This is a genomic window from Rhizobium hidalgonense, from assembly GCF_005862185.2.
GTDB classification, from domain to species: Bacteria; Pseudomonadota; Alphaproteobacteria; order Rhizobiales; family Rhizobiaceae; genus Rhizobium; species Rhizobium hidalgonense.
The window spans coordinates 2,566,603-2,593,182 of sequence record NZ_CP054027.1 but is presented as its reverse complement, the minus strand read 5'-3'; the positions used below and the strand labels follow the sequence as shown (position 1 = coordinate 2,593,182).

Below are 26,580 nucleotides of genomic sequence, written 5' to 3'. Positions count from 1 at the left end.
CATGGCCTTCCTGGAAATCTCCGGTCTCAGAAAGCGCTTCGGCGCCGTCGATATCCTCAAGGGCATCGACCTCGAACTCGAAAAGGGCGGCTTCCTGGTGCTGGTCGGCCCATCCGGCTGCGGCAAGTCGACCCTGCTCAACACCATTGCCGGGCTGGAGACGATCACCTCGGGCGATATCAGGATCGACGGCCGCGACATCAGCGGATTGCATCCGTCCAAGCGCGACATCGCCATGGTGTTCCAGTCCTACGCGCTCTATCCGAACATGACGGTGGCGGGCAATATCGCCTTCGGCATGGAGATCCGCGGCGTTCCGAAGGAGGAACGGGCCAAGGCGATCAAGCAGGTCTCCGACATGCTGCAGATCGGCCATCTGCTCGACCGCAAGCCGAGCCAGCTCTCCGGCGGCCAGCGCCAGCGCGTCGCCATGGGTAGGGCGCTGGTGCGCAATCCGCAGGTCTTCCTGTTCGACGAGCCGCTCTCCAATCTCGATGCCAAGCTGCGTGTCGACATGCGCACCGAGATCAAGCGGCTGCATCAGCGGATGGGCACCACCTTCGTCTATGTCACCCACGACCAGATCGAGGCGATGACGCTGGCGACCAAGATCGCCGTGCTGAAGGACGGGGTGCTGCAGCAGTTCGGCACGCCGGCCGAGATCTATAACAGCCCATCCAATCTCTTCGTCGCCGACTTCATGGGATCGCCGGCGATGAACCTGCTCAACGCCACCGTCGAGAACGGCGCGGGCGGACTCGAGGTCTCGCTGGAGCGGGCCAATGGCGCACCGCTGAGATTGCCTGTTATCGCAGGCAATGACGGCCTGACCCGCTATACCGGCAAGCCGGTGATCTTCGGCATCCGCCCGGAAGCCTTGACCGATCCCGACGGCGCCGACCGCAAGGCGCGGTCGCTGACAGAAGGCGACTGCCTGATCGAGGTGGTCGAACCGGCCGGCTCCGACACTTTCGCCGTCACCAAGCTTGGCGGCAAATCCGTCGTCGCCCGCCTGCGCGCCGATGCCGGCATCGCTCCCGGTCAAAGCACACGCCTTGCCTTCAATCTCGACAAGGCCGTGTTCTTCGATCCCGACAGCCAGATGCGGATTGCGTGACGGCCCGGTGCTGATATGAGCAATTCCCCAGACATCGTCATCATCGGTTCGGGCGTCGGCGGCTCCACGGTCGCCGCCGGCCTGGCAGCGACGGGCGCTGAGATCTTGATCCTCGAAGCCGGCGATCATATCGCCGATCTTCCCGTCAATCGTGATCAGCGCGCGATCTTCCAGCGGGGGCATTTTCGCCCGAGGGAAACCTGGTACGAGGCAGACGGCAAGGGCTTTAATCCCGGCAATTATTACAATGTCGGCGGCAATTCGAAATTCTACGGCGCCGTCTTGTCGCGCTACCGCAAAGAGGATTTCGGCGTCATCCGGCATCGCGAAGGCGTGTCACCGGCCTGGCCGTTTCCCTATGAGGAACTGGAGCCGTGGTACTCGAAGGCGGAGCAGATGTATCAGGTTCGCGGCAGCCTGGGCGAAGATCCGACCGAACCATACCACTCGACTGATTACGCCTACCCGCCCGTGCCCGACGAGGCGCCGATCGCCGATATCAGGGCGCGTCTCAAGCAGAAAGGCCTGCATCCGTCTTCGTTGCCGCTTGGGCTCGACCTTGACGCCTGGCTCTCCAAGGCACGCACACCATGGGATGCGCATCCGAACGCACGGGACGGCAAGATGGACGCCGAGACCGCGGCGCTTATGCTGGCGCTGAAGCACGTAAACGTGCGGCTCGAAACCAATGCGCGTGTGACGAGGCTCGACACGGGGGCGGGGAACCGGATCGACCGGGTCACCTATGTCAAGAACGGGCAGACGCTGACGGTTTCGCCTGAGATTGTCATCCTTTCGGCAGGCGCCGTACAGTCGTCGGTGCTTCTGCTGCGCTCGAAAAACGACCGCTTTCCAAAGGGCCTGGCGAATTCCTCCGATCAGGTGGGCCGCAATTTCATGAACCACAATGCCTCCGCCGTCATCGGCGTCTCTCCACGGTTCAGGAACACCGCCGTCTATCAGAAGACCTTTGCCTTCAACGACTTCTATCTCTCGGACGGGGAGGGTGGACCGCCGCTCGGCAACGTGCAGCTCCTTGGCCGTATTTCCGAAAAGGTTCTCAAGGGTTCCCTGCCGCAGGCTCCGGAATGGTTGCTGCGTTTCATCACCAATCATGCCATCGACTTCTATGCGATGAGCGAGGACGTGCCCAATCCCGAGAGCCGCGTCATGGTCGATGGAGACCGGATCGTTCTGCAATGGCAGCGAACCAACTGGGATCCGCATCTGGCGCTCGTCGCCAGGCTGAAGGCGATTCTGAAGTCGATCGGATTTCCGATCGTGCTGTCGCGGCCTTTCGACAAGCGCACGCCCTCCCATCAGTGCGGAACGGTCCGCATCGGAAACGACCCCGCGACGGCGCCGCTCGATCCCTACTGCCGTTCCTATGATCACGAGAACCTCTTCGTCGTCGACGCCGGTTTCCTGCCGACGTCGGCCGCGGTCAATCCCGCACTCACCGTCGCCAGCCAGGCGCTGAGGGTCGCGGACCACATCGCATCGAAAGACCTGCAGGCATCAACGGATCCATTGGCGTGCGCCGGACCCAAATAGGACAGTAAGATGACATTCGACTATATCATCACCGGTGCGGGTCCCGCGGGATGCGTCTTGGCAAGCCGGCTGAGTGAGGATCCCGATATCAGCGTCCTCCTGCTTGAAGCGGGCGGTGGCGACTGGAACCCTCTTTTTCACATGCCCGCCGGCTTTGCCAAGATGACCAAGGGCGTGGCCAGCTGGGGATGGCAAACCGTTCCCCAGAAGCACATGAACGGCCGGGTGCTCCGTTATACCCAGGCGAAGGTCATCGGTGGCGGCTCGTCGATCAACGCTCAGCTCTATACGCGCGGAAATGCTGCAGATTATGACCTCTGGGCCAGTGAAGATGGCTGCGAAGGCTGGGACTACCGTTCGATCCTGCCGTATTTTAAGCGCGCCGAGGACAACCAGCGCTTCGCCGACGACTATCACGCTTATGGCGGTCCGCTGGGGGTCTCGATGCCGGCGGCAGCGCTGCCGATCTGCGATGCCTATATCCGCGCAGGGCAGGAGCTCGGCATTCCCTATAATCACGATTTTAATGGCCGCCGGCAGGCGGGCGTCGGATTTTATCAGCTGACGCAGCGCAATCGCCGCCGCTCCTCGGCATCGCTCGCCTATCTCTCGCCGATCAGGGACCGGAAGAACCTGACGGTCCGGACGGGCGCGCGTGTCGCCCGCATCGTGCTGGAAGGAAGCCGTGCCGTCGGCGTCGAGATCGCCACTGCGCATGGCGCGGAGATTGTGCGCGCCGAACGTGAAGTCCTGGTGTCGTCAGGCGCAATCGGATCGCCGAAGCTTCTTCTGCAGTCCGGCATCGGGCCGGCCGATCATCTCAAATCGGTGGGCGTCAAGGTGCTCCACGATCTGCCTGGTGTCGGCGGTAACCTCCAGGATCACCTGGATCTTTTCGTCATCGCCGAATGCACCGGCGATCACACCTATGATGGCGTCGCCAAGCTTCACCGCACGCTTTGGGCCGGCATTCAATATGTCCTGTTCCGCACCGGTCCGGTGGCGTCGTCGCTCTTTGAGACCGGCGGCTTCTGGTATGCCGATCCCGATGCACGCTCTCCCGATATCCAATTCCACCTTGGGCTCGGGTCGGGCATCGAAGCCGGTGTCGAGCGGCTCAAGAATGCGGGCGTGACGCTCAACTCCGCCTATCTGCATCCGCGCTCGCGGGGAACAGTGCGTCTGTCATCGTCCGACCCGGGTGCTGCGCCCATGATCGACCCCAATTACTGGTCGGATCCGCACGACCGAAAAATGTCCATAGAGGGGCTAAAGATCGCCCGCGAGATCATGCAGCAGGCGGCGCTGAAGCCCTATGTGATGGCCGAAAGGCTCCCTGGGCCGAAGGTCATGACCGACGAGCAGCTGTTCGACTACGGCTGCGCCAATGCCAAGACCGACCATCATCCTGTGGGCACCTGCAAGATGGGAACGGGGGCCGATGCGGTTGTCGGGCTGGATCTCAAGGTCCATGGCCTCGAAGGCCTGAGGGTCTGCGATTCCTCCGTCATGCCGCGCGTGCCATCCTGCAATACCAACGCGCCGACGATCATGGTCGGCGAAAAGGGATCGGATCTTATCAGGGGCCTGCCGGCGCTGCCGTCGGCAATCTTCGCCTATGAACGCAACGATACCAGGCCTCGGGCCCGCGCCAAAATCCGCTAGGGAGTAACGACAATGTCTGAAGTGAGAGTTGCAGTGCTTGGTGCCTCGGGGTGGATGGGGAAGATCCACACCATGGCCTATCAGACTTTTCCGCATTTCTTCGGCGTTTCGGACGGAACGGCGCGGATCGTGGCGCTTGTCGATAGCAACCCTGACCAAGCCGAGGATATCAGCAACAGGGCGCCGGGCGCCAGGATCTATCAGGATTGGAAGCTGGCGGTCGCCGATCCCGAGGTAGATCTGATCGATATCTGCCTGCCTGACCATCTGCACTATCCTGTGGCCAAGGCGGCCCTGCTGGCGGGCAAACATGTCTATTGCGAAAAGCCCCTGGCCAACACTGCCGACGAAGCGCGCGAACTGGCCGAGATCGCCAGAGAAAGGGGCGTGATTACCCGTGTCGGACATGCTTTTCCCCGCAATCCGGTCCATGATCTGGCGAAAGACATCATAGAATCCGGCGAAATCGGCGAGACCAAGCTGTTTCGCGGCTGCCAGCATGTCGACATGTATGGTGATCCCACAGCGCCCTTCATGTGGCGCGCCGATGGCAAGCTGGCGCCGACCGGGATCGTCGGCGATACCGGCTCGCACATTTTCAGCTTCATGGATTTCCTGGTCGGTCGCGTCAGTTCCCTGATCGCCGACAATCTCATCGTGACGCCGCGCCGACCCGTCGTCGAGGGCCTTGCCTATGGCGAAGAGGTGAAACTGACAGGCAGCGAGGAATGGGCCGACATTACCAACCCCGACGCCACGAACCTGCTTTGCCGTTTTGCCAACGGCGCCGGCGGCATCGTCGATTTCAGCCGTGTCGCGACCGGCCGCAAGTTCATGCAGACCTACGAAGTCTATGGAACGAAAGGCAGCATCGCCTATACCTATGACGAGATAAACCGGCTGCGCTTCTATTCCAACGACGACCGCACCGGGCGGCGCGGCTTCCGGGAGATCGACGTCGGGCCGGAAAACGCCACCTTCCGGGCGTTCCTTCCCCTGCCGAATTTCGGCATAGGCTACAACGAAAGCAAGATCATCGAGGCGGCCGAGGTGATCCGCTCGATCGTGGCAAACAGGCCGATGTGGCCGACCTTCGATACGGGCCATCACATCTGCCAGATCGTCGATGCATGCATGGAGTCCTCCCGGCTGAAGCGCTGGGTCGACATCCCGCTGGGCTGAACGTCGATGAGCACAGCTGTTCCGCAGGAAATTCTCGACGCACTGACCGATGTCGATATGCCCAAGCTTCCCCCCGAAGCTGGCCCTTCGGAAGCGGTTCGGCTCGCCGGCGTCGAGGTGCCGGTCTATCGCGCCGGTTGCGTCGTCGTCGGATCGGGTGCCGCGGGTCTGCGTGCGGCGGTGGAAATGAAGCGGCGCGGCGACGACGTCGTCATCATGAGCCAAAGCGCCTGGGGTGGAACCTCGGCCTGCTCGGGATCCGATAAGCAGACCCTGCATACCGCCAACACCGCCGACCAGGGCGATAATTACAAGGCGATGGCCCGCGCCATCCGCAGCGGCGGCGCGATGGATGAGGACACCGCCTATGTCGAGGCCGTGGGCTCGTCGCGGATGATGGCGTCGCTGCAGTTCTTAGGGCTGCCGCTGCCACAGGATCCGCTCGGGGGAACGCTGCGATACCAGACCGACCATGACGAGGTCGGCCGCGCCACCAGCTGCGGTCCGCGCACCTCGCGCCTGATGGTCAAGGTACTGGCCGAAGAGGCGATCCGGCTCGCCGTGCCGTTCTACAACCAGGCCACCGCGGTCAAGATCCTGACTGAAGGCGAGGGAGCGGACCGTCACGTCGTCGGGATACTCGCCATGCGCGCCGCCGACCGTACGGAAGAGAATCCGCTGGGCATTGCCTTGTTCGTCAGTGACGTCATCGTGCTTGCAGCCGGCGGACCAGGCGAGCTCTATCGCGACAGCGTCTATCCAAACGGCTGCTTCGGCTCTCTCGGCCTGGCGCTCGAGGCAGGCGTCGAACTCGTCAACCTCACAGAAAGCCAGTTCGGCATCGGAACGCGCAGGGAAGGCTTCCCGTGGAATCTGTCGGGCACCTACGTCCAAGCGATCCCGCATATCTACTCGGTCGATGCCGATGGCGTAGAACACTACTTCCTGGCGCAATATTACCGCAGCACGCAGGAATTGGCCTCGAACGTCTTTCGCAAGGGTTATCAATGGCCATTTCATGCGACCCGCACGCTCGATTTCGGTTCAAGCCTGGTGGATCTCGCCATATCGAGCGAGACAGCCGCCGGGCGGTGTGTCTTCATGGATTTCAATCGCAATCCGCTGCCGGTGCCGGGCGACCTGCCGTTCAGCCTGGAGAGGCTTGATGAAGACGTTCGCCTCTATCTCGGCAAGGCCGGAGCCAGCCAGGACATGCCGATCGATCGGCTGAAGCACATGAACCCGCTCGCGATCGAGCTTTACCGCCGCTACAAGATCGACATTGCCGCCGAGCCGCTGGAATTCGCCGTTAACAACCAGCACATGAATGGCGGCGTCATGGTCGATACCTGGGGCCGCAGCAATCTTGCGGGCTGTTACGCGGTCGGAGAAGCGGCCGGCACACATGGCGTGACGAGGCCCGGTGGCGCGGCGCTCAATGCCGGGCAAGTCTTCGGCACCCGGGTGGCCGAGCATATCAGCGCTAGCGGCAGGGCGAAACAGGCCGCCACGGGCGAGATCTCAGGCGTCGCAGAGACCGGCATCACGGAACTCCTCGCGGTTCTTCGCACCGAGAGCCCGCTGACCGTCAAATCGATCCGCTCAGACGTGCAGGCGCGAATGAGCGAGAAGGCCGGCATCATCTGCGATCAGCAGAGCGTCGGCCAGGCCTTGTTCGACGCGCAAAAGCTTAACGCCGACATTCGCGCCCATGGCGTCGCCTACGGGCGTGCGGCCGAGGCGGTCCGAGGCGTGCAATGGCGGCACATGGCGCTCGCCTCGGAGGCGGTGCTCGGCGCTCTCGATTTCTTCATTCGCAACGGGGGCGGCAGCCGTGGAGCACGGGCGATATGTGACGCCGAAGGCCAATCCCTTCCGCTGGCGAGCGCAGGCCCGTTAGAGGAATATCGCTTCCGCACAGAACGGCAAGCCGATCGGGACGAGCAGATCGTCGTCCGGCTCGAGGGCGATGAGATCAGGCTGGCGACCCGTGCAAACCGCACTTTTGATGAAAGCGCCAGGTCCTTCTTCGAGCGGGATTGGCCGGCCTGGTTGACCGGCCGCATCTATGATCTCGACGCGAATAACTGAGACCTCCACGCGATGGGCAGTCAATCGGGATTGGCAACCGGGGGCGGAACCCGAACGCGCTCGGTGTCGTCGGAGCCTTCGGCGATGGCTTCCTCGCTTCTGCGCACCCGTCTTGGCGGATCTTTTCCTTCGACAGGCTTCGGCGACAACTGGTCGTCGGCCTGGATTTCATCGGTGTTCAGGTAATTCTTGCTCTCGTTCATAGTGGCCATTTCCCTTTGCAAGGAAACGCCCGGCGATATCGCGAGGTTCCCTCGCTCCTATGGGCGTAGCGCCCGGGCCGCGCGGCTCAACCGTCGGTCTGTTCGGGAATGTCGAGTTCGATCATGACAGGCGCGTGGTCGCTCGTATGCTCCCAGCCTCGCGGCTTTCTCCGGACCGTCGCCGATCGTAGCCATGGCGCGACGGCCGGGCTGAGCAGGAAGTGGTCGATCCGCAGCCCCGCGTCACGTTCGAAGCTGTTGCGCCAGTACTTCCAGAACGTATAGATGCGCTCTTCCGGATGGAGGTGCCTGACGGCGTCGGTCCAGCCCTGGCTGACGAGATGGGCATAGGCCTTGCGGACCTCCGGCCTGAAAAGCGCGTCGTCCAGCCAGCGCTCCGGCTTGTAGACGTCGATCTCCGTCGGCATGACGTTGAAGTCGCCGGCCAGGATGGCCGGCACTTCGAGGTCGAGGAGTTCGGCGGCGTAGTCGTGCAGGCGGCGGAACCAGCGAAGCTTGTAGTCGAACTTGACACTGGGGAACGGATTGCCGTTCGGCAGATACAGGCATCCGATCACCATGCCATCGATGACAGCTTCGATATATCGGCTGTGACTGTCATCGGGATCGCCGGGAAGACCGCGCCGTGTCAGGATCGGTGTCTTGCCCTTCGCCAGGATGGCGACGCCGTTCCAGGACTTCTGTCCGTGCCAGATGGCGCCGTAGCCGGATCGTTCGATCTCCTTTCGCGGAAACTTGGCGTCGTCGGTCTTCAGTTCCTGGAGGCAAACCACATCGGGGGCGTCCTCCTTCAGCCAGCGCAGCAGGATGGCCAGCCGTCCATTGATCCCGTTGACGTTATAGGTCGCGATTTTCACGGGGTTCTCGGACGACCAGACCGGGTGCTCAACGCGTCGCGCCGAAGACGAAGGCGATGCCGGCGACGATCGCAACCGCGGTCAGCGGCTGCCGGCGTATGCGATCTTCGAGTTCCTGGACCAAGCTGCGCGCTTCCGCCTTTGCCAGGCGGGCTGTTCCGGAAGCCAGCTCCGAAGCGGTTTCGACCACTCGGCCGGCTTCTTTCTGAAGCGCGCGTCTTTCTCCGCGATCGACATCGAAGCCTTCGGAGGAGCCGCCGGTTTCGCCGGTCGAGCGCAGGGCTTGGTCAACGAGCGGAAAACCCTCGTCGAGGCTGGTGGGATCGGGCTCCCGCTTCACGCGCTCAGCCGCCTCGACATCGCTGCGCCCGGCCGGAATCGAGGTGTGGGTGGCCGACACTGGGTCGGAGGCCGGGAAGGTGCCCTCGATACCTCTGTCGAGCTCACCCTTTCGAGCCCTTCTTTGCTGCTCTGCCTGCTCTTTTCGCAGGGACTGGACTGCGGGGGATTCGTTGGGGTTTGCCATCGGGGTTTTCCTCTGTTGCTCTTCGACAACCAAAATCGGCGACGAGGAAAGAAGTTCCAGAAAAATCCATCCTCCTTATGCGGTGATGTATTGACGAGAAGGCGAATATCGCCAATGGCTCGCCGCGCAATCCGGTGCCGGCGACAATCGTTCGGACATTTCCTCGCTCATCGCCTCGGCAAGCCGGCGGGGCGGGACCAAAGTCCTGCCTGATCTGGTACCAAGGTCCGGTTGCATTTGGTCGCCGGAACGGCGAAAATTGCCGCGCATCTATAATGCGTAAGAGATGGCGAAGAATGGACGAGGCGATGATACTCTCGAAACGCGATTTCCTGAGATTGGGCGGCAGCGCGGCCGTTGCCCTCGTCGCTGCCGCATCGCCGGCCACATTCAATCTCGACGGCTCCCTTCCTGTTCTGGCAGTAGATCGCGCTGAGGCCAAGGACGGCAATAACGGTAACGGTGGCGGCAACGGCAACGGGGGAGGAAATGGCAACGGCGGCGGTAGCGGCAACGGCGGCGGTAACGGCAACGGGGGAGGGAGCGGCAACGGGGAGGGAGCGGCAACGGCAATAGTGGTGGCAACGGCAATAGCGGCTCGGGGAACAGCGGCGGTGGAAGTTCCAACAATGGTGGCCGATCCTCTTCCTCTGCCACGGGGACCTCGCAAGGATCGGCGGCACGAGCGACCGCAGCGTCCGATGGTTCGATCGACGTCCGCCACGCGAACGGCATTACCGAAACCCTGCGGCGCGGCCGCTACGTGATGAAGGACGGAAAAGGCCGGACGATCATAAGCCGGCAAGCGACGGCAAACGATGCCCGCCGGCTGGGCCGCTACCTTCGCTAAGGCCGCCAAGCGGGTGCGATGCTGACAATTTCTGATCTAGTGTTGTTCGCGCCATTGCAGAGCCGCTTCAGTTCTATTCGAGACGCCGAGCTTGCTCAGAATCTGTGTCATATGATGCTTCACCGTCTTTTCCTGCAGATTGAGACGCAAGCCGATATGCTTGTTTGACAAGCCCTGGGCGACCAGATCCATCACCTCGCGTTCCCGCGGCGTCAGACTGTTCTTGTCGGGGGCGGAGCCGCCATTCAGCGAATTCTCCATGACCTTCGTCGACATGGTCGGCGAGATGTAGCGTGAGCCACTCAGCACCGTCTGGATCGCTTCAGCGAGACCACGCGAGCCGACACCTTTGAGAACATAGCCCATTGCGCCCCGTTGCAGGGCTGCCATCAGCGTGTCCACCTCCTCGGATACCGTCAACATCAGCACTTTCGTTGCCGGGCTCAGTGTCAGCACGTCGCTGATCGCCGACAGCCCGCCGCCGGGCATAGAAACATCGAGGAGCATGATGTCGGGACGGTTGGTCGACGCGATCATTGCCGCATCATCGCTGCTGGCGCCTTCGCCAACGACGGCAAAGCCTGTGATTTCCGACAGGCTGCGCGTTACGCCTTCGCGAAAAAGCGGGTGGTCGTCCACAACGCCGATGGTGATGGATGTCATCTTTAATCTCCCACTTCCATAGGCTCGAAGGTCATGGTCACCGTGGTCCCTCCTTCACCTGTCTTGACGTCGAAGGAACCTCCGAGGCTGTCGATACGCTCGCGAAGCCCCACCAGGCCGAGGCTCGTCGGCCTCACCTCGATCGGGTCGAAGCCATCGCCGCGGTCGCTGACCTCGACATGAACGTGACCATCCCGCGAGACGGCTTTTACCGTCTGCTGAATACCGCCGCCGTGGCGATAGGCGTTGTTCAAGGCTTCCTGAACGAAGCGATAAATACAGATCTTTACGGCAGGCGCGGGTTCGGGTCCATCATCGTCGATAACTGTTTCGACATGGGTTTCGGTTTTGCGCTGATGCGCCTCGACCACCCGGGTTACGATCTCGGTAATCGAAGATTTCTCGATCTGCGGCAGTACCAGTCCGCTGCAGATACTACGGATCTCGGTCATCGCTTCGGCAAGGCTCGAGCGTATCCACGCGAGTTCCTTTTCGCGCGTTTCAGGCGGGGTCGACGCATTGATCAATAGATCGCTGTCCAGCCGCAGTGAGGCATAGGCAATGTGCTGGGCCGGGCCGTCGTGCAGATCGGCGCCGATGCTGCGCAGGTATGTTTCGTTCAGCGCCGCCACGCGCTGGGAGGCCCGCTGCAGCCGCCGCTGCAGCGCGCGGTTTTCCGCGAGCAGCGCGGACAGGTCGCTGACCCGTTCTTTGAGATCCTTCCGTTGCGCTTCGATCGTGCGGCTGACCCGAAACACCAAGACGGCGAGAATAAGGAAAAAGATGGCTGTCAAAGCCGCGACGGCGGCCCAGCTCTGGAGCCTGGCATGCGCCAGACTGTCGCTCAACCCTTCTGCCGACTCGTAAAATTCAATGACGGCGACCGCCTGTCCGGACCATGGCTGGAGTACGGGATTGTAGATTTCCATCAGCGGCTTGCCGAGTGCGCGCTCTTTGCCGCTTTCAGGATCGTCGGCGATTTCATAGCGCGCAACGAGAGATCCTGCGAAGGCTTTTTGGAGCTTGTCGTTGACCGCAAATGTCCTGCCGACCAGCGCCTTTTCGTTGGAGTAGAGAATGGTGCCGTCGCTTCGCCACAGCCTGAACGAAACAAGCCGCCTGCCGAGTGCGCCCTGACCAAGCGTTTCGTCCAGAGCCTGTGCGGTGCCTTCGTCGAGGAATGATGCCGTCTGCATGTCGGGAAGCAGCGGCGCGACCACGCTGTCGACATAGAGCGCCGTCGCAGCACCGGAATTGTGGATGACCGCCTCCTCTATGAGATGGGTAACGAGAAGTCCCACGAGGAACATGGCGGCAATCGAGATCAATCCACCCGCGATGAAGAACTGGGAGGCGAGTGAGCGGGCATTCCAGCGGCGAAGCCAATTCATTGTGATACCAGTAAGAGACTTGCCGCCTAACCTATCGCTTCCTCGAAATTTTTCCAGACAGCATCAGGGCAGATCTCTGGTATCAAAGATTTCGGCGCCTCTTATGCTTTTCGTCAATTGGAGCGTATCGCCTGACATGGCTGCACCGAAAATATAGAGAAGAGCAGCCAGAACGACGACAAGGGCGATGACGGACAGGTTGCAGGCGTCATTGACACGGGATCTGTTAGTCTGAGCCATATCGGGATCTCCTTCACCCCTTCGAAACGACGCGATGGGACGCGCGTTCCACCGCCGGGACTTCGGTCTGACGGGCCTGGGACCTAGGTCCGACCCCCGTGGACCTCAGCGGATTCAGGCATATTTCAGCACTGAATGGCTCGAGGGTTTGGAGATTTTCCAGTGACGATTTCTGCTAACATCGAAAACGGCGCCCACGCCGCATTCGCCCCGCCTCCGTTCGAGGAAAGTGTTGCGGAGCTTTACCAGTCCCTCCTCGTGCCGATCCTCTTTGCGCCCTATGCGGCGGAGATGGCAATCCTTGCCGACCGGTCGAAACCAGGCAGCGTTCTCGAGCTCGCGGCAGGGACGGGCGCCTTGACACGCGCTCTGCGCACGACGCTTGATCCACCGACGGAGATCGTTGCCACCGACCTCAGCCAGGCGATGATCGACATCGGCGCGCCATCGGTGACGCTGTCGCGGACACACTGGATGCACGCCGATGCGCAAAATCTCCCATTCGCCCCCGAAATGTTCGATCTCGTCATCTGCCAGTTCGGCGCAATGTTTTTTCCGGATAAGGTAAAAGCCTATAGCGAGGCTGCAAGAGTATTACGCGGCAAAGGCCGCTTTCTGTTCTCGACGTGGGATTCACTCTCAGTCAACGACTTCGCGCGATGTGTGGACGAATGTCTGGCAGGCATCTTCCCCTCCGATCCGCCGGATTTTCTCAGGCGCTTACCATACTCCTACTTCGATCCCGGTCCGATCAAAGCACAGATGTCATCGGCGGGATTTAAGGCAGTGACCTGCGATCGGCTCGAATTGATATCAGCCGCGGCTACCGCGCAAGACGTGGCAAGCGCCTTTTGCCAAGGCACGCCACTGCGGGGGGAGATCGAATGGCGGGCGCCGGAACGCCTGTCCGAGATCGTCGACGAGGTGGCCGAGCGAGTGGAAGCGCGGCACGGAGCTTCTCCCAACGGCAGCATGAGCGCGTTGGTCGTCGCCGGCCGCGCTGCGTAATCGCCTTCAGCGAAGGCCGGTGTGCCAATTACAGGGTTGCTGCAAATGAAATGGTTCAAAAAGGTCTGCCTGGGGCTATGACGGCTCGCCGGCCTTCTGCTCGTTCGCGTAAGTAGATTCGTGTATGGCGCGGATGACGTGTTTTTCGATCTCGAAACAGGTCTCGTCATGTTCCTGCACCAGCTTCGAACTGACCCGTCGCCTTTGAACAGCGTCACGTGCCTCGACGGCCATCTGATAGGCCTCGAAGAGCTCGAGCTGCCACGGGTCGCGCGCTTCCATGATCAGCTTCCGCATCTCCGGCAGCCGCATCGCCAGGCGTCTGCGCCCCGCCTCCCTGCGGTTGGATCGCGCCATTTCCGTCAGTCTCCTCCTAAGCCCGGACCGATAAGACCTTCCTATCCGAAAATAGCGCCGGCAACCGACATTGACATGGATTTAGGACCAAAGGCCGGGATCGATCGGACTGAGGTCCGGGGCGTGGAACGACCCCGCTGCTAACTGGTTGGTTTGGCAGCGGTCACCAGGGCCGCTTCAAAACAGAAGGAGGAAAACATGCTCTCCAAACTTATCGTCGGCGCGGCAACTGCCGTGACCCTTATGTCCGGCATCGCATTCGCTCAATCGTCGACCGTCAACGGCGCGGCCGGTGGCGCGGTGACCGGAGCGATCGTCGGTGGTCCCGTGGGTGCCGCCGTCGGCGGCGTTGCCGGCGCAGTCGTCGGTACAGCGATCGATCCGCCGCCGCAGAAGGTCGTCACCTATGTCCGCGAGGCTCCGGCCCCATCGGCGCGCGTGGTCGTGAAAGAGAAGATTGTCGTCGGCCAGCCTTTGCCGGAGACGGTCGTCGTGACGCCTATTCCGGATGACCCGACCTATGCCTACGCGGTGGTCAATGATCAACGCATCATCGTCGAACCGTCATCCCGCAAGGTGATCCAGGTTATCAAGTAATCTGATCCCCCCTTCGCGGCCCCTGCCGGGCCACGGCTTAATCCGGAAATCATCGTTCAGAACAGCCGCACGACGGACGGCGATGTCGTCGTGCGGCCTAAGCAGAGAGACCGTCATGAGGCGGCGTCATCGCCGAGCGTGAGGAGAGGAACATGATCCATTCAGAAGAGAAATCCGTTGGTCTGGCCGTGCCGCCGATCGCAATCCCTATCGCCGGCATTCTCGCCATGCTCGCCGCGACCGACGGGGGAGAAAGCCGCGCTGGCGGACACGTCTCCGTTCCGCAGCCGCAACAGCAGGGGACGGGAAGATGAACGCCGTCGCATCCGTCGCCTTTGGCATCGTCAGTTCCGTCGGGGCCTGCATCGCTGCTGCGTCCGTTGCCTCCCATGTTGTGGCTGATTCAGAACCTCATGCCTTCCAGGACCTTGCCGCGCCCGACCTATGGACGGCGCACCCCGTGAAAGTCGACGCTCGGCGGCAAAGTTACGAACGGATTGCGCCTCTCTATTCCAGCTACGTCACCGAGGCGCCGGCCGTGATGACGGCACGGGCGAAGCCGGAGCCCGCCAATCCTTCAGCCGCAGCTCAGGCGCCGCAGCCGAAATTGTCGCCCGAGCACCTTGCCTGGTGCGCGCAGCATTATCGTTCCTTCGATCCGGTGGCAAACAGCTATCGATCTTATAGCGGCGAGATCCGCGCCTGCACTTCGCCGTTCCAGCAAAATCTCGCCGAGACCGGTGAAGGCGTCGGCCCGGAGGTAAGTACACAGGCGGCTAGCTGGTGCGCTGCTCGTTACAGGTCGTATCGACCGGAAGATAATAGCTATCAACCATGGGACGGGCCGCGGCGCAGCTGCGACGTACCGGTCGTCATTGCCAGGAATAATTGATTGGAGCCGGTGCCTGCTGCTGCGCTGCGTGGCAGTCAGACTAAAGTCCGTATTACAAACGCTGGGGTTGTGATACCCGGTAGTATTGGGTCGGAGATCAGGGATGGCGACGACACTGGTGACGGAAATTCAACGGGCGCAGACGAGACTCCGGTTCTTGAGCAGGGCCGAGCGGGGAGCCCTTATCATTCGCATCCTGCACGAGCTGAAGACGCATCGGCAGGAGGTGCTCGGCAATGTGCCGGCAGAGCGCTGCATGTGGATCGACAGGCTCATCGCATCCGTTTCCTCGACGATAGCGGAAATCGCCAATATGCAGGACGTCGAGTTCAATCGTGTCCTGACTGAATTCGAAAAGCTTATGGCGACGCTCCAGACCATCTCGCATCCGGAGACGTCCCCGAAGACTGTTCACTGAGCAGAGATCGCCTGCGACCTTGTCCAGCTGCGGCCTCGGCGTCATCAGGTCACTGCGCCAGCTGCCTCAGCGGAAACCGTCACCCCGCGAGAGCGTTCTCCTTCCATGACCGAAGCGAAAACCCACGCTGACCACGAGGAGGCGCCGCCCGGCGACGACGACGCCAAGCCCGGCGCCGATATTGCTTTCCCTTACGACCGGATGACCGTCGAGCAGTTCCGAAGGCGTTTCCCGCGCGCCCGCTGGAGCGATGCCCGCAAAGCCTGGTTCGTTCCCGGCAGAACGGCCTCCCGTCGCATCGGGCGATGGCTTGTCGAGCTGGAGGCGGAAGCCGACGCCCATGCGGATGCGAAGGGACGCGACGCCTTCGCCTTCGATCCGATCGACAGTCCGTATCTTGAACTCGGCAAGGCAGGCTTTCGAATCCGCACGCCCTATTCGAAGACCGTCGTCGACCAGCTGCACGAAGTGCCATTCTCACGCTGGGACGGCGACCTCAGGATATGGCACGTTCCCTTCCGATCCTATGAAGACCTCAGACGCCAATGGCCCGACATCGAAGCGGCCGCCCGCAGAAACGAGCCTGAGGAGAGACGGCGCCGGGCCGAAGAGCGCAAGGGGAGCGAAGAGGACATCCGCAGCAAGCGCCGCTCCGCAGAACGAAAGCGCCGTCGTTACCCGCTTCTCAGCCACGACTTGCCGCCGATCGGGCGGCCGGTGGCCACCGCCTATGGTATCGTCGTCTTTACCGAAATATCAGGCGAACTGGTCGCCCCGGATGTCGTAGCCGACGCCTATCCTGATGTGACCGAAGATCACGTCTGGGGATATTGGCGGCTGCCGACGCTCGAAGAACTCGTCCGCACCTGGCCTGTGAAGATGTCTCCAGATGGGGACGCAGCGTGGTGGCTGCCGACGATCGAGGAACTGAGGCCCGCTCGCCGGACGGCCAAATCGCGCGAAGCCAGGAGGCAGGCCAGGATGTCGTGACCGGGGCACTCTTGCCCAGTGGAACAAGTTGCGCCGCCAGCCATTTGTCGTCCATGAAAAAAGCCCTGCCGATGTCGCTGCTCGCTCTCTCCATTTCCGTTGGCGGCGCCGCCGCGCGGGAACTTAAACCTGACATCATCAACGCAGCTTCGATCGCCTCCATTGGGACAGAAAAGTCTGCGCCCGCAGATCCGGATCCGGCAGTCGTCCGCCTTCAGGTCCTGCTGGACCGTGCCGGCGCATCTCCTGGCGTCATCGACGGGCTCGCCGGCGAGAACGTCAACAAGGCGGTGGCCGGTTTCGAAGCTATGAATAAGCTTCCCGTCGATGGCAGGGTGGATCCGGACGTTGCCTCTCGCCTGGAAGGCAATACTACTCCTGTCGTCGAGAGCTACGTCGTCTCGGCAGAGGACGCCAAGGGTCTCGTCGACAAGATCCCCGAAGACTATGGCGAGAAGGCAAAGATGCAGAGCCTGGGATATACCAGCGTTGCGGAAAAACTATCGGAGCGCTTCCACATGGGTATCGATCTTGTCAACGCGCTCAACCCGGCTTCGAAATTTGCTCCCGGCGATACGGTGTGGGTGGTGAGCCCCGGTTCTTCGAGGGAAGGCAAGGTCAAGCGGATCGAGGCCGACCGGAAGGCGGGCCAAGTGCTGGCCTATGCCGGGGACGGATCCCTGCTTGCCGTCTATCCCGCGACGATCGGCAGCGAAGACAATCCGGCGCCGTCGGGCAAGCACAAGGTCAAGGGCGTCGCGAGGATGCCGGTCTACCGCTATGACCCGAAGCTCAACTTCAAGCAGGGAAAGAACGACAAGGTCCTGACCATTCCGAAAGGTCCGAACGGCCCGGTCGGCACCGTCTGGATCGACCTGACCGAGCCAACCTATGGCATCCACGGCACACCCGAGCCGAAGCTCATCGACAAGGTTGGCTCGCATGGCTGCGTGCGGCTGACCAATTGGGACGCCGAAGAATTGGCCGGCATGGTCAAGCCAGGTGTCCTGGTGGATTTCGTCAATCGAAGTTCAGCCACGCCGAAGTGAGACGCAGCACCTTGCAGGGCCGCCATCTTCCCCGCGGTCCCAACGACTACGACGCCTTGGCCTCAAAAGCGGGGGCGAAATCACCGAGCGATTTCGCCTTGAGGATCATCCCCTCGATATCCTGCTCGACGATTGCCTCCAGATCGGCGAAGCTGTCGATGACATAATAGATCGGCTGGAGGATATCGATGCGGTAGGGGGTTCTGAGCACGCTCATGAGATCGAAGGGCCGAAACTCGCAGGCCTTGCCCTCCATTGCCGCCTTGGCTTCGCTTGGCGAGGAGACGATACCCGCGCCGAAGCAGCGCCGGCCCTCAGGCGTATTGATCAGGCCGAATTCGACGGTAAACCAGAAGACCCGAAACAGATGCCAGGAATAGCCCTTGCCGAGGCGGACGGCCGCCTCGCCGAAATGCCGGACAAAATTGGCATAGCTCTGGTTGGTCAGCAGCGGGCAGTGGCCGAAGACCTCGTGGAACAGGTCCGGTTCCTCGATATAGTCGATATGTTCGCGGCGGCGCAGGAAGGTGGCGAGCGGGAATTTGCCTTGCGACAGAAGTTCATAAAAGCGCGAGGGCGGGATGAGCGCCGGCACGCCCTCGACGCCGAAGCCGGTGGTCTCGTTCAGGCGCCTATTGACGTCGAGAAGCTGCGGCACCTTCTCCGGCTTGAGCCCCAGCATTTTGACGCCGTCCAGATATTCGCGGCAGGCCGTATCGGCCAGGATCTTCATCTGACGCCGGTAGAGTTCGCCCCAGATCGCGTCTTCATCGGCGGTATAGTCATAGAGGCCGTCGGCTCCGGGCAGTTTGGCGGTGTAGCTGCTTTCCTTGGTCATATGCTGATCCTCCCAGGCGCATGACGATATTCCTGCCATTATCCTCCAGCATTGGAGGATTTTCTTTTCTTTCGTGCTGGTCATTGCCATAATGGTGGCAAATGTTCCCGAAAATGGCGCCAAAAATGAAAGAAGCTGGGAATTTCCGCCGCACCCTTCTGAAGCTCGTCCAAGCAGACGGCAGTCTGTCGCTGGCGGATCTCGCAGAAAAGGCCGGCATGTCGCAGAGTTCGGCCTGGCGGAAGATCCAGGAGCTGGAAGCCGACGGCGTCATCCGCAAGCGTGTGACCTTGCTCGATCCCGGCAAACTCGATCTCAAGCTCTGCGTGATCGCGCATGTCACGCTGGAGGATCACCATGAAGAGGCGGTCGCCTCTTTTGCGTCGGTGGTGCTGGAGCGACCGGAGATTATGGAGTGCTACGCCTTGTCGGGAGCCTTCGACTACATGCTGAAGATCCGGGCGAGGGACGTCGAAAGCTACGAGGTCTTCATGACCCGCTACCTGCTGCGCAACCCGCATGTGCGCACTGTGGTCTCGAGCTTCGTGCTGCGCGAGCTGAAATTCTCGACCGAACTGCCGATCTGACACGTCTCGCCAAGGTGGTCACCGATTGGTGACGGCGAGACGCAAGGGGATGCCGTCAAACTTATCGGGTGCTGTCTCCATGCCGGCTACCCGGCATATGCACCGGAAAGCCTTCGAATGTCTTCAGCGTATCGAGCACGATCGACGTCTTTACGTGCTGGACCGACTCGTGCGGCAACAAAACGTCGTTGACGAATTTTGAGAGGTCGGCGAGCCCGCGGGTCGCCACCGTCAGGTGATAGTCCATTTCACCTGTGAGTGCATAGGCTTCGAGAACTTCCGGCAGGCCGTTGATCAACTGGGAAAATCTGCGGGCATTGTCCCTGTTGTGGGTAGCAAGCGTCACGGAGATGACCACGAGCATATCGAGCCCCAGCTTTTCCCGATCGAGGTGGGCCCGGTAGCTGCGAATAAATCCTTCGGCCTCCAGCCGCGTGCGCCGGCGTGAGCATTGCGACGGTGAAAGCGCAATCCGCTCCCCCAGATCGTTATTGGTCAACCGGCCGTCTTTTTGCAGTTCCTGCAGCAGGCGCAAATCCAATTTATCGAGCGGCTCATCCATTGCGTAAAACTCCAATAACACTCACAGATCGTGCATAATATCTTCTTATGACACAGAGAATGCAAGGATTTTGCGCGCGTTTTGGACCACAATTTGCACAGTCGAAGTCCGATCTTCTCAGGAGGAGAAAATGGGTCCTTTCCCGCATGATGCACCGCCATCCGAAATCACCGCCGACAATCCGGCCGGTACCGATGGCTTCGAATTCGTCGAGTTCGCTCATCCCGAACCAGAAAAGCTCAGCGAACTTTTCACGCGCATGGGCTATGTCGCCGTCGCCAGGCACAAGACCAAAGACATCACCGTCTGGCGCCAGGGCGACATCAACTACGTCGTGAATGCCGAGCCCGGCAGCCACGCAGCCCGCTTCGTGGAGCAACATGGCCCTTGCGCCGCATCGATGGCCTGGCGTGTCGTCGACGCCAAACACGCCTTCGACCATGCGGTGTCGAAAGGTGCTGTTCCCTATGAAGGCGACGACAAGATGCTCGACGTCCCTGCCATTACAGGCATTGGCGGTTCGCTGCTCTATTTCGTCGAGACCTATGGCGCCAAGGGATCGGCTTACGATGCCGAGTTCGATTGGCTGGGCGAGCGCAACCCGCGCCCTGAAGGGATCGGCTTTTATTATCTCGACCATCTCACCCACAACGTCTTCCGCGGCAACATGGACAAGTGGTGGGATTTCTACCGCAACCTGTTCAATTTCAAGCAGATCCACTTCTTCGATATTGACGGGCGGATCACAGGCCTTGTCAGCCGCGCCATCACCTCGCCCTGCGGCAAGATCCGCATTCCACTGAATGAATCGAAGGACGACACAAGCCAGATCGAGGAATATCTGAAGAAGTACCGGGGCGAGGGCATCCAGCACATCGCCGTCGCCACAGAGGACATTTACGGGGCCACCGACCGGCTTGCCGACAATGGGCTGCGCTTCATGCCGGGTCCGCCGGAGACCTATTACGACATGTCCTATGAACGTGTGAACGGCCATAGCGAACCGGTCGATCGCATGAAGAAACACGGCATCCTCATCGACGGCGAAGGCGTGGTGAATGGCGGCATGACGAAAATCCTGCTGCAGATATTCTCCAAGACCGTCATCGGCCCGATCTTCTTCGAATTCATCCAGCGCAAGGGCGACGAAGGGTTCGGTGAAGGCAACTTCCGGGCGCTCTTCGAATCGATCGAGGCCGATCAGATTAAGCGTGGTGTCATCGGGACTGCGGCGGAGTAAACTCCAGGCGCGGCGCTTGTGAGCTTTGGGAGGAATTGAGCATGGACCAGACATCGATCCAGCCTGCCGACGCGGAAGCCGCGGCGGCAAACATACTGAAATACATGCCGGGCTTCGGCAACGACTTCGAGACGGAGTCGCTGCCCGGCGCCCTGCCGCAGGGCCAGAACAGCCCGCAGAAATGCAATTACGGCCTTTATGCCGAGCAGCTTTCCGGCTCGCCCTTCACCGCGCCGCGCGGCACGAATGAACGATCCTGGCTGTATCGCATTCGCCCGAGCGTGCGTCACACCCGCCGCTTCTCGAACGCTTCCTATCCGCTCTGGAAAACCGCGCCTTGCCTGGACGAACATTCGCTGCCTCTCGGTCAGCTCCGCTGGGACCCGATCCCCGCGCCTGAGGAGAGGCTCACCTTTCTGCAAGGGGTGCGGACGATCACCACGGCGGGCGATGCCGCGACCCAGGTCGGTATGTCGGCCCATGCCTATGTCTTCAACGAGGACATGATCGACGATTATTTCTTCAATGCCGATGGCGAATTGCTGATCGTACCGCAGCTCGGCGCCATCAGAGTGTTCACCGAAATGGGCATCATGGATGTCGAACCGCTGGAAATCTGCCTCATCCCCCGCGGCATGATGTTCAAGATTCTGAAGGGCGACGAGCAGACGGTCTGGCGTGGCTATATCTGCGAGAACTACGGCGCCAAATTCACGCTGCCGGACCGCGGGCCGATCGGCGCCAATTGCCTGGCAAACCCGCGCGACTTCAAGACGCCTGTCGCCGCTTTCGAGGATAAGGAAACGCCTTGCCGCGTGCATGTGAAATGGTGCGGCAAATTCTATGTCACCGATATCGGCCACTCGCCGCTGGATGTGGTGGCCTGGCACGGCAACTACGCACCCTACAAATACGATTTGCGGACGTTTTCGCCTGTGGGCGCCATCAGCTTCGATCATCCCGATCCGTCGATCTTCTCGGTGCTGACGGCGCCGACCGAAGATGCCGGCACGGCGAATGTCGACTTCGTGATCTTTCCGCCGCGCTGGCTGGTCGCCGACCACACGTTCCGTCCGCCCTGGTATCACCGCAACATCATGAGCGAGTTCATGGGCCTGATCCATGGCCAGTACGACGCCAAGGAGGAGGGCTTCGTGCCTGGCGGCATGAGCCTGCACAACATGATGCTGCCGCATGGGCCGGACGCGCTCGCCTTCGAAAAGGCATCCAATGCCGAACTTAAGCCGGTGAAGCTCGATCATACCATGGCCTTCATGTTCGAGACCCGTTACCCGCAGCAACTGACGAAATATGCAGCCGAGCTCGAAACGCTGCAGGAGGATTACCTGGAATGCTGGGACGGCCTGGAGCGCAAATTCGACGGAACCCCCGGCATCAAATGAAGATCGGCCCAGAACTCTCTGATAGGCCACCCTCTGATACGGCATCCTCCGGCACGGGAATTCGAACATGAAACTTGCGACCTTGAAGGACTCCACCCGGGACGGCCGCCTCGTCGTCGTTTCCCGCGATCTGACCCGCTGCTCAGAAGTCGGTCACATCGCCCGCACCCTGCAAGCCGCGCTCGACGACTGGGAGCATGTGGCGCCGAGGCTTGCACTGGTTGCCGAAGGCATCGAGACCGGGGCGCAGCCGACGATCCGCTTTCACGAACATGACGCCGCATCGCCCTTGCCGCGCGCCTATCAATGGGCCGACGGTTCTGCCTACGTCAACCATGTCGAACTGGTGCGCAGGGCGCGCGGCGCCGAGATGCCGGCAAGCTTCTGGACCGATCCGCTGATGTATCAAGGCGGCTCGGACGGTTTCCTCGCGCCGCGAGAGCCGATCATCGTGGCGGATGAAGCCTATGGGATCGACATGGAGGGCGAGGTCGCCGTCATCACCGGCGATGTCGCGATGGGGGCGAGCCCGGAAGCTGCCCGCGGCGCCATCCGGCTGCTGATGCTCGTCAACGATGTGTCGCTGCGCGGCCTGATCCCGGAGGAGCTGGCGAAAGGCTTTGGTTTCTTCCAGTCCAAGCCGGCCTCGGCATTCTCGCCGGTCGCGGTGACGCTGGACGAACTCGAAGGCGCCTGGGATGGCGGCAAACTGCATCTGCCGCTGCTGGTGAGCTTGAACGGCAGACCATTCGGCAAGGCGAATGCCGGCATCGACATGACATTCGATTTCGGCCGGCTGATCGCCCATGCCGCCAAAACCCGGCATCTGACGGCCGGAACGATCATCGGCTCCGGCACGGTTTCCAACAAGCTCGACGGCGGCCCCGGCAAGCCGGTGGAAGAGGGGGGAGACGGCTACTCCTGCATTGCCGAATTGAGGATGATCGAGGCGATCGAGAGCGGAGCGCCGAAGACCCCCTTCATGAGGTTCGGTGACCAGGTCCGCATCGAGATGAAGGATCAGGCCGGCCATTCGATTTTCGGGGCGATCGAGCAAACGGTTGGAAAATACGAGGGAGCCGACGAGGGATGAACGAGGTGGTTCTCTACGACTACTGGCGATCGTCGGCGAGCTACCGCGTCCGCATCGCGCTCAACCTCCTGGGTCTCGACTATCGGACCGTGCCGATCAACCTGTTGGACGGCGCGCATGGGAAGCCGGACTACCTCGCGCTCAACCCGCAAGGGCTCGTGCCGACGCTGGTGATCGATGGGAAAACACTGACGCAGTCGCTTGCCATCATCGAATATCTGGCCGAGCTTCGGCCGGAATGCGGATTGCTGCCATCCGATAGCGCCGATCGCCAGAAAGTCCGCGCTCTGGCCTATGCGATCGCCATGGACATCCATCCGATCTGCAACCTGCATGTCGTCTCGCATCTGCTGACGCTGACGGAAAAGGCCGATGCCCGTGAGGAATGGATGAAGCACTTCATCGCCGACGGGCTTCGCCGAGTGGAGGCCATGATCAGCGAGGCCGATGGAAAGTTCAGCTTTGGCGACAGGCCTGCGATGGCCGACCTCTGCCTTGTTCCCCAGCTCTACAACGCCCGCCGCTGGGGCGTTGATATCACGTGTTTCAGCCGCATCACCGACATCGACGCCAGGTGCGCCGAACTGCCCGCCTTCCAGGCGGCGCATCCCGACCGCGTGAAACCGTAACGTCATTGCGATAAAACTCATCAGGCAGAGTCGGCCTCTCCGGTCTCCCTCATTCCTGTCCTCGGACTTGATCCGAGGGATGTCACAGGAATCCAGCCACGGCGCGTCGGCGCCGTGAATGACTCTCAGTGATAAAGCGGTCTTCCGCGCTCAAGGACTTGAGCGCACTGGATTCCTGTGACATCCCTCGGAGTAGGGAGTATACAGCAAGAACCGCTAAGCTACGTTTGCCGCTCCCCGCCCTGGACGGCGAAACTACGCGTCCCGCCACGAAGAGAATATCGCAGCCTGGCCCAACCGCTCGCCCGCTTCATCGATGAGCTGCCAGACAGTGAAGTTGTCGACCCAGAAACGGCGGCCCGATTTCGCGACCCTGACACCGCGGCCATTGTCGACAAAACCATCACGCGTGACGGCATCGAGCAGCCGCTGGCGCTCGGCGCGATCGGGCTGTTCGGCCGAAAGCCGCGACGGCAGCGTGATGAATTCATCCCAGCTGTATTCGAAGCACTTCTGCGCCGTGCAGTTGGCGTAGACGAAGCGCGGATCCGGCTCGGTATTGTGGGCAAGGACCACGGAAGCCGCATCGTTATAGAGCCAGTCCGGCCCTTGTCCGTCCTGGACAAGACGACGGCCGGTGATACGCAGGTAACTTCCGGTGAGGAGGAGGAAGAAATCGGCATCGCTCCTCAGATCGAGGGCGTGATTGTCATAGGCAAAAGTCACGAACTGCCTCACGGGTCAAATGCTTCGATGCAGGCGACATAATCGACAATCATTGCATCGGTCTACAGCGCCCGCTGCTTGGGCACTGATAAGACTGGTTTCATGCATATGTGCCGACGTTTAGCCGGCGCATTCCCACGGTGCGGACAGGAACCTCGCGATTGCCGAGAGGAACCGGCGTTTACCCTGTCTCATCACTTCTGATTGTGCCGCTTGCCAGAAGATCGCCCCTTGTGCATTGATCGGATGCTGGTGGGGCAGGGGTGAAATATTCTCGTCAAAGCTGTTGATCTTGCAATCGCGATCGCCACGAGCCTGGGTCGCATTGAAGCGGGCTGACGCCAAGAATTCGGTGATCAGCCTGGCAACAAGTGAGCAAGATATGCTGCGCGTGACGACAGGAGAAATACGGGTGCTCAAGGGCCGGGGTAGGATGCGGAAATTCGTCTCATTGATATCGATGCTATTAGCGTTCATCGCCCTGGCCGGGGAGGCGCATGCGGCCATTTCCTACCAGCGCCTGGATGGCGCTCCGGGAGAGCGTGGTCTGGTGATAAAGGGCGTGTTTGAATTCTCGGACGACCCAGCGCAGCTTGTCGACGAATACAAGCAGTCCCAAGCGGATTACATCAGCTTTGACTCGCCCGGCGGGAACGTGGTGACCGCGATCGGCTTCGGCCGCGCCATCCGCGCACTGAATGCAAGAACGCTCCAGATCAGAGCCATGGAATGTGCATCGGCTTGCGCCTTCGCCTTCGTCGGTGGCGTCGAAAGGTTTGCCGAGCCGGGCTCCATCGGCGTGCACCGCGTTTCCCTCGATGTCCCCATGGACAACACATTGGCAGTCTCGACCGTTCAATTGCTGACCGGCGAGATCATCGGCTATCTTACCGACATGGGGGTAAGCCCCAATCTGCTGCAGCTCAGCCTGTCGATCGACAGCACCGACATCAGGTATCTCACCGCTGCGGAAATGCGAGACTGGAACATCAACACGCCCGAGGATATGCCCTCGGCACAGGAAAGCGCGTCGCCACCGCCAGGCGCAACACCGCAGGAGAGCGCAGCACCCGCCGACATGGCGTCAGACCCCGGTGATTCCGAGGAGGCCGGCACATCCGAACCCGGCGACCTGACCACGGAGGCGATTGATTTCGTCAACCGATACAATGACGAATGGTCGAAAGACAGTGCCTCGGCATTGGCCTTCATGAAGGGCGTCTATGCCGACGAGGTCTCCTTCTTCGGAAACTCGGTCGCCAACGACGCCGTCCTGAAGGAAAAGGCAGCCTTCGCCCAACGCTGGCCGGAGCGCATCTACAGCGTCAAGCCAGGCTCGGTGACTGCGAGCTGTGCCGGAAAATGCGAAATGTCGGGAATTGTCGAGTGGTTTGCCCGAAACAAGGACACGGGTAAGACGTCCGCCGGGATGGCGGAATTCTCTTACGTGTGGAACACGGCCTCCCTTCAGATCGAATCCGAGACCGGAAAGGTGATCGCCACGGACAAGGGTGCCAAGGCGCCAGATCGATTGATTGATCAGTGGATAGGGCTGGACGACATCTGCCGCGGTAGCACCGATCGCGAGGGCGCCGCGACGCTACGGGCGTGCAAAAGGCGCGACGAGCTCGGTCCGCTACTCGATCGCGTCGACTGGTGTTATGGCCATAAGGACGAAGCCGGCATGGAGATGAAATGGCACAAATGCGATGCCAACTCCCGCAGATATGACGAGTAAGCAGCGCCGGTCCGGAGGCAGCGACCGCAGGTGCCGCAGTCTGCCCGAGGGAAAGAGCGGGGGGCTGTGACTGCTTCAAAGCGAAGGCATCTG

The 26,580-nt window shown here is 61.2% G+C and carries 28 protein-coding genes and 1 pseudogene; 19 read left to right on the top strand and 10 right to left on the bottom strand.

The features are described 5' to 3' along the window. Nucleotide 1 precedes the first annotated feature (1 nt). Genes FFM81_RS12460 through FFM81_RS12440 form a run of 5 tightly spaced genes read left to right on the top strand, consistent with a single transcriptional unit; the run spans nucleotide 2 to nucleotide 7,609 of the window. Nucleotides 2-1,117 (top strand): ABC transporter ATP-binding protein, encoded by a 1,116-nt coding sequence (locus FFM81_RS12460; protein ID WP_173883783.1) that lies wholly within the window; start codon nucleotides 2-4, stop codon nucleotides 1,115-1,117. A gap of 15 nt (nucleotides 1,118-1,132) precedes the next feature. Further along, a complete protein-coding gene (locus FFM81_RS12455) occupies nucleotides 1,133-2,671 on the top strand; it encodes a GMC oxidoreductase (protein WP_138384378.1) in 1,539 nt (512 codons plus the stop codon). Between the two features lie 9 nt (nucleotides 2,672-2,680). Then, entirely contained in the window at nucleotides 2,681-4,336 is a 1,656-nt protein-coding gene (locus FFM81_RS12450; RefSeq protein WP_003573728.1) for a GMC family oxidoreductase, read from the top strand. Between the two features lie 12 nt (nucleotides 4,337-4,348). Further along, a complete protein-coding gene (locus FFM81_RS12445; RefSeq protein ID WP_138384377.1) occupies nucleotides 4,349-5,518 on the top strand; it encodes a Gfo/Idh/MocA family protein in 1,170 nt (389 codons plus the stop codon). 6 nt (nucleotides 5,519-5,524) lie between these two features. Further along, nucleotides 5,525-7,609 (top strand): FAD-dependent oxidoreductase, encoded by a 2,085-nt coding sequence (locus FFM81_RS12440; protein WP_003573725.1) that lies wholly within the window; start codon nucleotides 5,525-5,527, stop codon nucleotides 7,607-7,609. A gap of 20 nt (nucleotides 7,610-7,629) precedes the next feature. On the opposite strand, the gene FFM81_RS12435 is transcribed toward FFM81_RS12440, so the two are convergent. The 3 genes from FFM81_RS12435 to FFM81_RS12425 form a co-directional block, all read right to left on the bottom strand. Further along, the gene (locus FFM81_RS12435; RefSeq protein WP_003573724.1) at nucleotides 7,630-7,812 is read right to left on the bottom strand and encodes a hypothetical protein; all 183 of its coding nucleotides are present in this window, start codon (nucleotides 7,810-7,812) and stop codon (nucleotides 7,630-7,632) included. A gap of 86 nt (nucleotides 7,813-7,898) precedes the next feature. Continuing rightward, nucleotides 7,899-8,690 carry an exodeoxyribonuclease III gene (xth, locus tag FFM81_RS12430; protein WP_003573723.1) on the bottom strand — a complete coding sequence of 264 codons (792 nt, stop codon included), beginning with the start codon at nucleotides 8,688-8,690 and terminating at the stop codon, nucleotides 7,899-7,901. A 28-nt stretch (nucleotides 8,691-8,718) separates the two neighbouring features. Further along, nucleotides 8,719-9,216: a hypothetical protein gene (locus FFM81_RS12425; protein WP_003573722.1), complete on the bottom strand. Its 498-nt coding sequence runs from the start codon at nucleotides 9,214-9,216 to the stop codon at nucleotides 8,719-8,721. 308 nt (nucleotides 9,217-9,524) lie between these two features. Between FFM81_RS12425 and FFM81_RS32720 the strand changes: the two are divergent. Beyond that, nucleotides 9,525-10,066 (top strand): annotated as a pseudogene (locus FFM81_RS32720) (hypothetical protein). A 36-nt stretch (nucleotides 10,067-10,102) separates the two neighbouring features. Here FFM81_RS32720 and FFM81_RS12420 read toward each other — a convergent pair. The 3 genes from FFM81_RS12420 to FFM81_RS12410 form a co-directional block, all read right to left on the bottom strand. Beyond that, nucleotides 10,103-10,729: a LuxR C-terminal-related transcriptional regulator gene (locus tag FFM81_RS12420; RefSeq protein ID WP_003573720.1), complete on the bottom strand. Its 627-nt coding sequence runs from the start codon at nucleotides 10,727-10,729 to the stop codon at nucleotides 10,103-10,105. A 2-nt stretch (nucleotides 10,730-10,731) separates the two neighbouring features. Next, nucleotides 10,732-12,120 carry a sensor histidine kinase gene (locus FFM81_RS12415; protein ID WP_138384376.1) on the bottom strand — a complete coding sequence of 463 codons (1,389 nt, stop codon included), beginning with the start codon at nucleotides 12,118-12,120 and terminating at the stop codon, nucleotides 10,732-10,734. A gap of 63 nt (nucleotides 12,121-12,183) precedes the next feature. Continuing rightward, nucleotides 12,184-12,360, bottom strand: coding sequence for a hypothetical protein (locus tag FFM81_RS12410; protein WP_003573718.1), 177 nt, complete (start codon nucleotides 12,358-12,360; stop codon nucleotides 12,184-12,186). Between the two features lie 162 nt (nucleotides 12,361-12,522). Here FFM81_RS12410 and FFM81_RS12405 point away from each other — a divergent pair, with 162 nt between their 5' ends. Beyond that, nucleotides 12,523-13,368, top strand: coding sequence for a class I SAM-dependent methyltransferase (locus tag FFM81_RS12405; protein WP_138384375.1), 846 nt, complete (start codon nucleotides 12,523-12,525; stop codon nucleotides 13,366-13,368). Nucleotides 13,369-13,443: 75 nt separating this feature from the next. Here the strand turns inward: FFM81_RS12405 and FFM81_RS12400 are convergent, their stop codons facing one another. Continuing rightward, nucleotides 13,444-13,725 carry a hypothetical protein gene (locus tag FFM81_RS12400; protein ID WP_003573715.1) on the bottom strand — a complete coding sequence of 94 codons (282 nt, stop codon included), beginning with the start codon at nucleotides 13,723-13,725 and terminating at the stop codon, nucleotides 13,444-13,446. A 198-nt stretch (nucleotides 13,726-13,923) separates the two neighbouring features. On the opposite strand from FFM81_RS12400, the gene FFM81_RS12395 reads away from it, so the two are divergent. From FFM81_RS12395 to FFM81_RS12370, 6 genes are all read left to right on the top strand, one after another. Continuing rightward, entirely contained in the window at nucleotides 13,924-14,322 is a 399-nt protein-coding gene (locus tag FFM81_RS12395; protein WP_003573714.1) for a DUF1236 domain-containing protein, read from the top strand. A gap of 152 nt (nucleotides 14,323-14,474) precedes the next feature. After that, complete coding sequence (locus tag FFM81_RS12390; RefSeq protein WP_164895965.1) at nucleotides 14,475-14,636, top strand: hypothetical protein; 162 nt, start codon at nucleotides 14,475-14,477, stop codon at nucleotides 14,634-14,636. Beyond that, a complete protein-coding gene (locus FFM81_RS12385; RefSeq protein WP_097534973.1) occupies nucleotides 14,633-15,214 on the top strand; it encodes a BA14K family protein in 582 nt (193 codons plus the stop codon). The genes FFM81_RS12390 and FFM81_RS12385 overlap by 4 nt, the downstream gene beginning before the upstream one ends. A 103-nt stretch (nucleotides 15,215-15,317) precedes the next feature. Continuing rightward, nucleotides 15,318-15,632 carry a hypothetical protein gene (locus FFM81_RS12380; RefSeq protein ID WP_025415942.1) on the top strand — a complete coding sequence of 105 codons (315 nt, stop codon included), beginning with the start codon at nucleotides 15,318-15,320 and terminating at the stop codon, nucleotides 15,630-15,632. 105 nt (nucleotides 15,633-15,737) lie between these two features. Next, nucleotides 15,738-16,622, top strand: coding sequence for a hypothetical protein (locus tag FFM81_RS12375; RefSeq protein WP_138384374.1), 885 nt, complete (start codon nucleotides 15,738-15,740; stop codon nucleotides 16,620-16,622). Nucleotides 16,623-16,666: 44 nt separating this feature from the next. After that, nucleotides 16,667-17,671 (top strand): L,D-transpeptidase family protein, encoded by a 1,005-nt coding sequence (locus FFM81_RS12370; protein WP_173883781.1) that lies wholly within the window; start codon nucleotides 16,667-16,669, stop codon nucleotides 17,669-17,671. A 46-nt stretch (nucleotides 17,672-17,717) separates the two neighbouring features. Here the strand turns inward: FFM81_RS12370 and FFM81_RS12365 are convergent, their stop codons facing one another. Further along, on the bottom strand, nucleotides 17,718-18,509 hold the full coding sequence (locus tag FFM81_RS12365; protein ID WP_138384372.1) for a phenylalanine 4-monooxygenase: 792 nt from the start codon (nucleotides 18,507-18,509) through the stop codon (nucleotides 17,718-17,720). 125 nt (nucleotides 18,510-18,634) lie between these two features. Here FFM81_RS12365 and FFM81_RS12360 point away from each other — a divergent pair, with 125 nt between their 5' ends. After that, entirely contained in the window at nucleotides 18,635-19,096 is a 462-nt protein-coding gene (locus tag FFM81_RS12360; RefSeq protein WP_025415945.1) for an Lrp/AsnC family transcriptional regulator, read from the top strand. 61 nt (nucleotides 19,097-19,157) lie between these two features. Here the strand turns inward: FFM81_RS12360 and FFM81_RS12355 are convergent, their stop codons facing one another. Beyond that, nucleotides 19,158-19,658 carry an Lrp/AsnC family transcriptional regulator gene (locus FFM81_RS12355; protein ID WP_003573706.1) on the bottom strand — a complete coding sequence of 167 codons (501 nt, stop codon included), beginning with the start codon at nucleotides 19,656-19,658 and terminating at the stop codon, nucleotides 19,158-19,160. A 130-nt stretch (nucleotides 19,659-19,788) separates the two neighbouring features. Between FFM81_RS12355 and hppD the strand changes: the two genes are divergently transcribed. From hppD to maiA, 4 genes are all read left to right on the top strand, one after another. Further along, nucleotides 19,789-20,898 (top strand): 4-hydroxyphenylpyruvate dioxygenase, encoded by a 1,110-nt coding sequence (gene hppD, locus FFM81_RS12350; RefSeq protein ID WP_138384371.1) that lies wholly within the window; start codon nucleotides 19,789-19,791, stop codon nucleotides 20,896-20,898. A 41-nt stretch (nucleotides 20,899-20,939) separates the two neighbouring features. Next, entirely contained in the window at nucleotides 20,940-22,301 is a 1,362-nt protein-coding gene (gene hmgA, locus FFM81_RS12345; protein ID WP_138384370.1) for a homogentisate 1,2-dioxygenase, read from the top strand. 67 nt (nucleotides 22,302-22,368) lie between these two features. After that, the gene (locus tag FFM81_RS12340; protein ID WP_097534983.1) at nucleotides 22,369-23,394 is read left to right on the top strand and encodes a fumarylacetoacetate hydrolase family protein; all 1,026 of its coding nucleotides are present in this window, start codon (nucleotides 22,369-22,371) and stop codon (nucleotides 23,392-23,394) included. Then, nucleotides 23,391-24,023 (top strand): maleylacetoacetate isomerase, encoded by a 633-nt coding sequence (gene maiA, locus FFM81_RS12335; protein ID WP_138384369.1) that lies wholly within the window; start codon nucleotides 23,391-23,393, stop codon nucleotides 24,021-24,023. The genes FFM81_RS12340 and maiA overlap by 4 nt, the downstream gene beginning before the upstream one ends. A 255-nt stretch (nucleotides 24,024-24,278) precedes the next feature. On the opposite strand, the gene FFM81_RS12330 is transcribed toward maiA, so the two are convergent. Beyond that, nucleotides 24,279-24,749 carry an MEKHLA domain-containing protein gene (locus FFM81_RS12330; protein ID WP_138384368.1) on the bottom strand — a complete coding sequence of 157 codons (471 nt, stop codon included), beginning with the start codon at nucleotides 24,747-24,749 and terminating at the stop codon, nucleotides 24,279-24,281. Between the two features lie 412 nt (nucleotides 24,750-25,161). Here FFM81_RS12330 and FFM81_RS12325 point away from each other — a divergent pair, with 412 nt between their 5' ends. Next, nucleotides 25,162-26,487, top strand: coding sequence for a COG3904 family protein (locus FFM81_RS12325; RefSeq protein ID WP_138384398.1), 1,326 nt, complete (start codon nucleotides 25,162-25,164; stop codon nucleotides 26,485-26,487). The last annotated feature ends 93 nt before the right edge of the window (nucleotides 26,488-26,580 follow it).

Coding starts and splice junctions, on each gene's coding strand:
- FFM81_RS12460 (WP_173883783.1), top strand. CDS start 2: ATGGCCTTCCTGGAAATCTCCGGTCTCAGAAAGCGCTTCGGCGCCGTC.
- FFM81_RS12455 (WP_138384378.1), top strand. CDS start 1,133: ATGAGCAATTCCCCAGACATCGTCATCATCGGTTCGGGCGTCGGCGGC.
- FFM81_RS12450 (WP_003573728.1), top strand. CDS start 2,681: ATGACATTCGACTATATCATCACCGGTGCGGGTCCCGCGGGATGCGTC.
- FFM81_RS12445 (WP_138384377.1), top strand. CDS start 4,349: ATGTCTGAAGTGAGAGTTGCAGTGCTTGGTGCCTCGGGGTGGATGGGG.
- FFM81_RS12440 (WP_003573725.1), top strand. CDS start 5,525: ATGAGCACAGCTGTTCCGCAGGAAATTCTCGACGCACTGACCGATGTC.
- FFM81_RS12435 (WP_003573724.1), bottom strand. CDS start 7,812: ATGAACGAGAGCAAGAATTACCTGAACACCGATGAAATCCAGGCCGAC.
- FFM81_RS12425 (WP_003573722.1), bottom strand. CDS start 9,216: ATGGCAAACCCCAACGAATCCCCCGCAGTCCAGTCCCTGCGAAAAGAG.
- FFM81_RS12420 (WP_003573720.1), bottom strand. CDS start 10,729: ATGACATCCATCACCATCGGCGTTGTGGACGACCACCCGCTTTTTCGC.
- FFM81_RS12415 (WP_138384376.1), bottom strand. CDS start 12,120: ATGAATTGGCTTCGCCGCTGGAATGCCCGCTCACTCGCCTCCCAGTTC.
- FFM81_RS12410 (WP_003573718.1), bottom strand. CDS start 12,360: ATGGCTCAGACTAACAGATCCCGTGTCAATGACGCCTGCAACCTGTCC.
- FFM81_RS12400 (WP_003573715.1), bottom strand. CDS start 13,725: ATGGCGCGATCCAACCGCAGGGAGGCGGGGCGCAGACGCCTGGCGATG.
- FFM81_RS12395 (WP_003573714.1), top strand. CDS start 13,924: ATGCTCTCCAAACTTATCGTCGGCGCGGCAACTGCCGTGACCCTTATG.
- FFM81_RS12390 (WP_164895965.1), top strand. CDS start 14,475: ATGATCCATTCAGAAGAGAAATCCGTTGGTCTGGCCGTGCCGCCGATC.
- FFM81_RS12385 (WP_097534973.1), top strand. CDS start 14,633: ATGAACGCCGTCGCATCCGTCGCCTTTGGCATCGTCAGTTCCGTCGGG.
- FFM81_RS12380 (WP_025415942.1), top strand. CDS start 15,318: ATGGCGACGACACTGGTGACGGAAATTCAACGGGCGCAGACGAGACTC.
- FFM81_RS12375 (WP_138384374.1), top strand. CDS start 15,738: ATGACCGAAGCGAAAACCCACGCTGACCACGAGGAGGCGCCGCCCGGC.
- FFM81_RS12365 (WP_138384372.1), bottom strand. CDS start 18,509: ATGACCAAGGAAAGCAGCTACACCGCCAAACTGCCCGGAGCCGACGGC.
- FFM81_RS12360 (WP_025415945.1), top strand. CDS start 18,635: ATGAAAGAAGCTGGGAATTTCCGCCGCACCCTTCTGAAGCTCGTCCAA.
- FFM81_RS12355 (WP_003573706.1), bottom strand. CDS start 19,658: ATGGATGAGCCGCTCGATAAATTGGATTTGCGCCTGCTGCAGGAACTG.
- hppD (WP_138384371.1), top strand. CDS start 19,789: ATGGGTCCTTTCCCGCATGATGCACCGCCATCCGAAATCACCGCCGAC.
- hmgA (WP_138384370.1), top strand. CDS start 20,940: ATGGACCAGACATCGATCCAGCCTGCCGACGCGGAAGCCGCGGCGGCA.
- FFM81_RS12340 (WP_097534983.1), top strand. CDS start 22,369: ATGAAACTTGCGACCTTGAAGGACTCCACCCGGGACGGCCGCCTCGTC.
- maiA (WP_138384369.1), top strand. CDS start 23,391: ATGAACGAGGTGGTTCTCTACGACTACTGGCGATCGTCGGCGAGCTAC.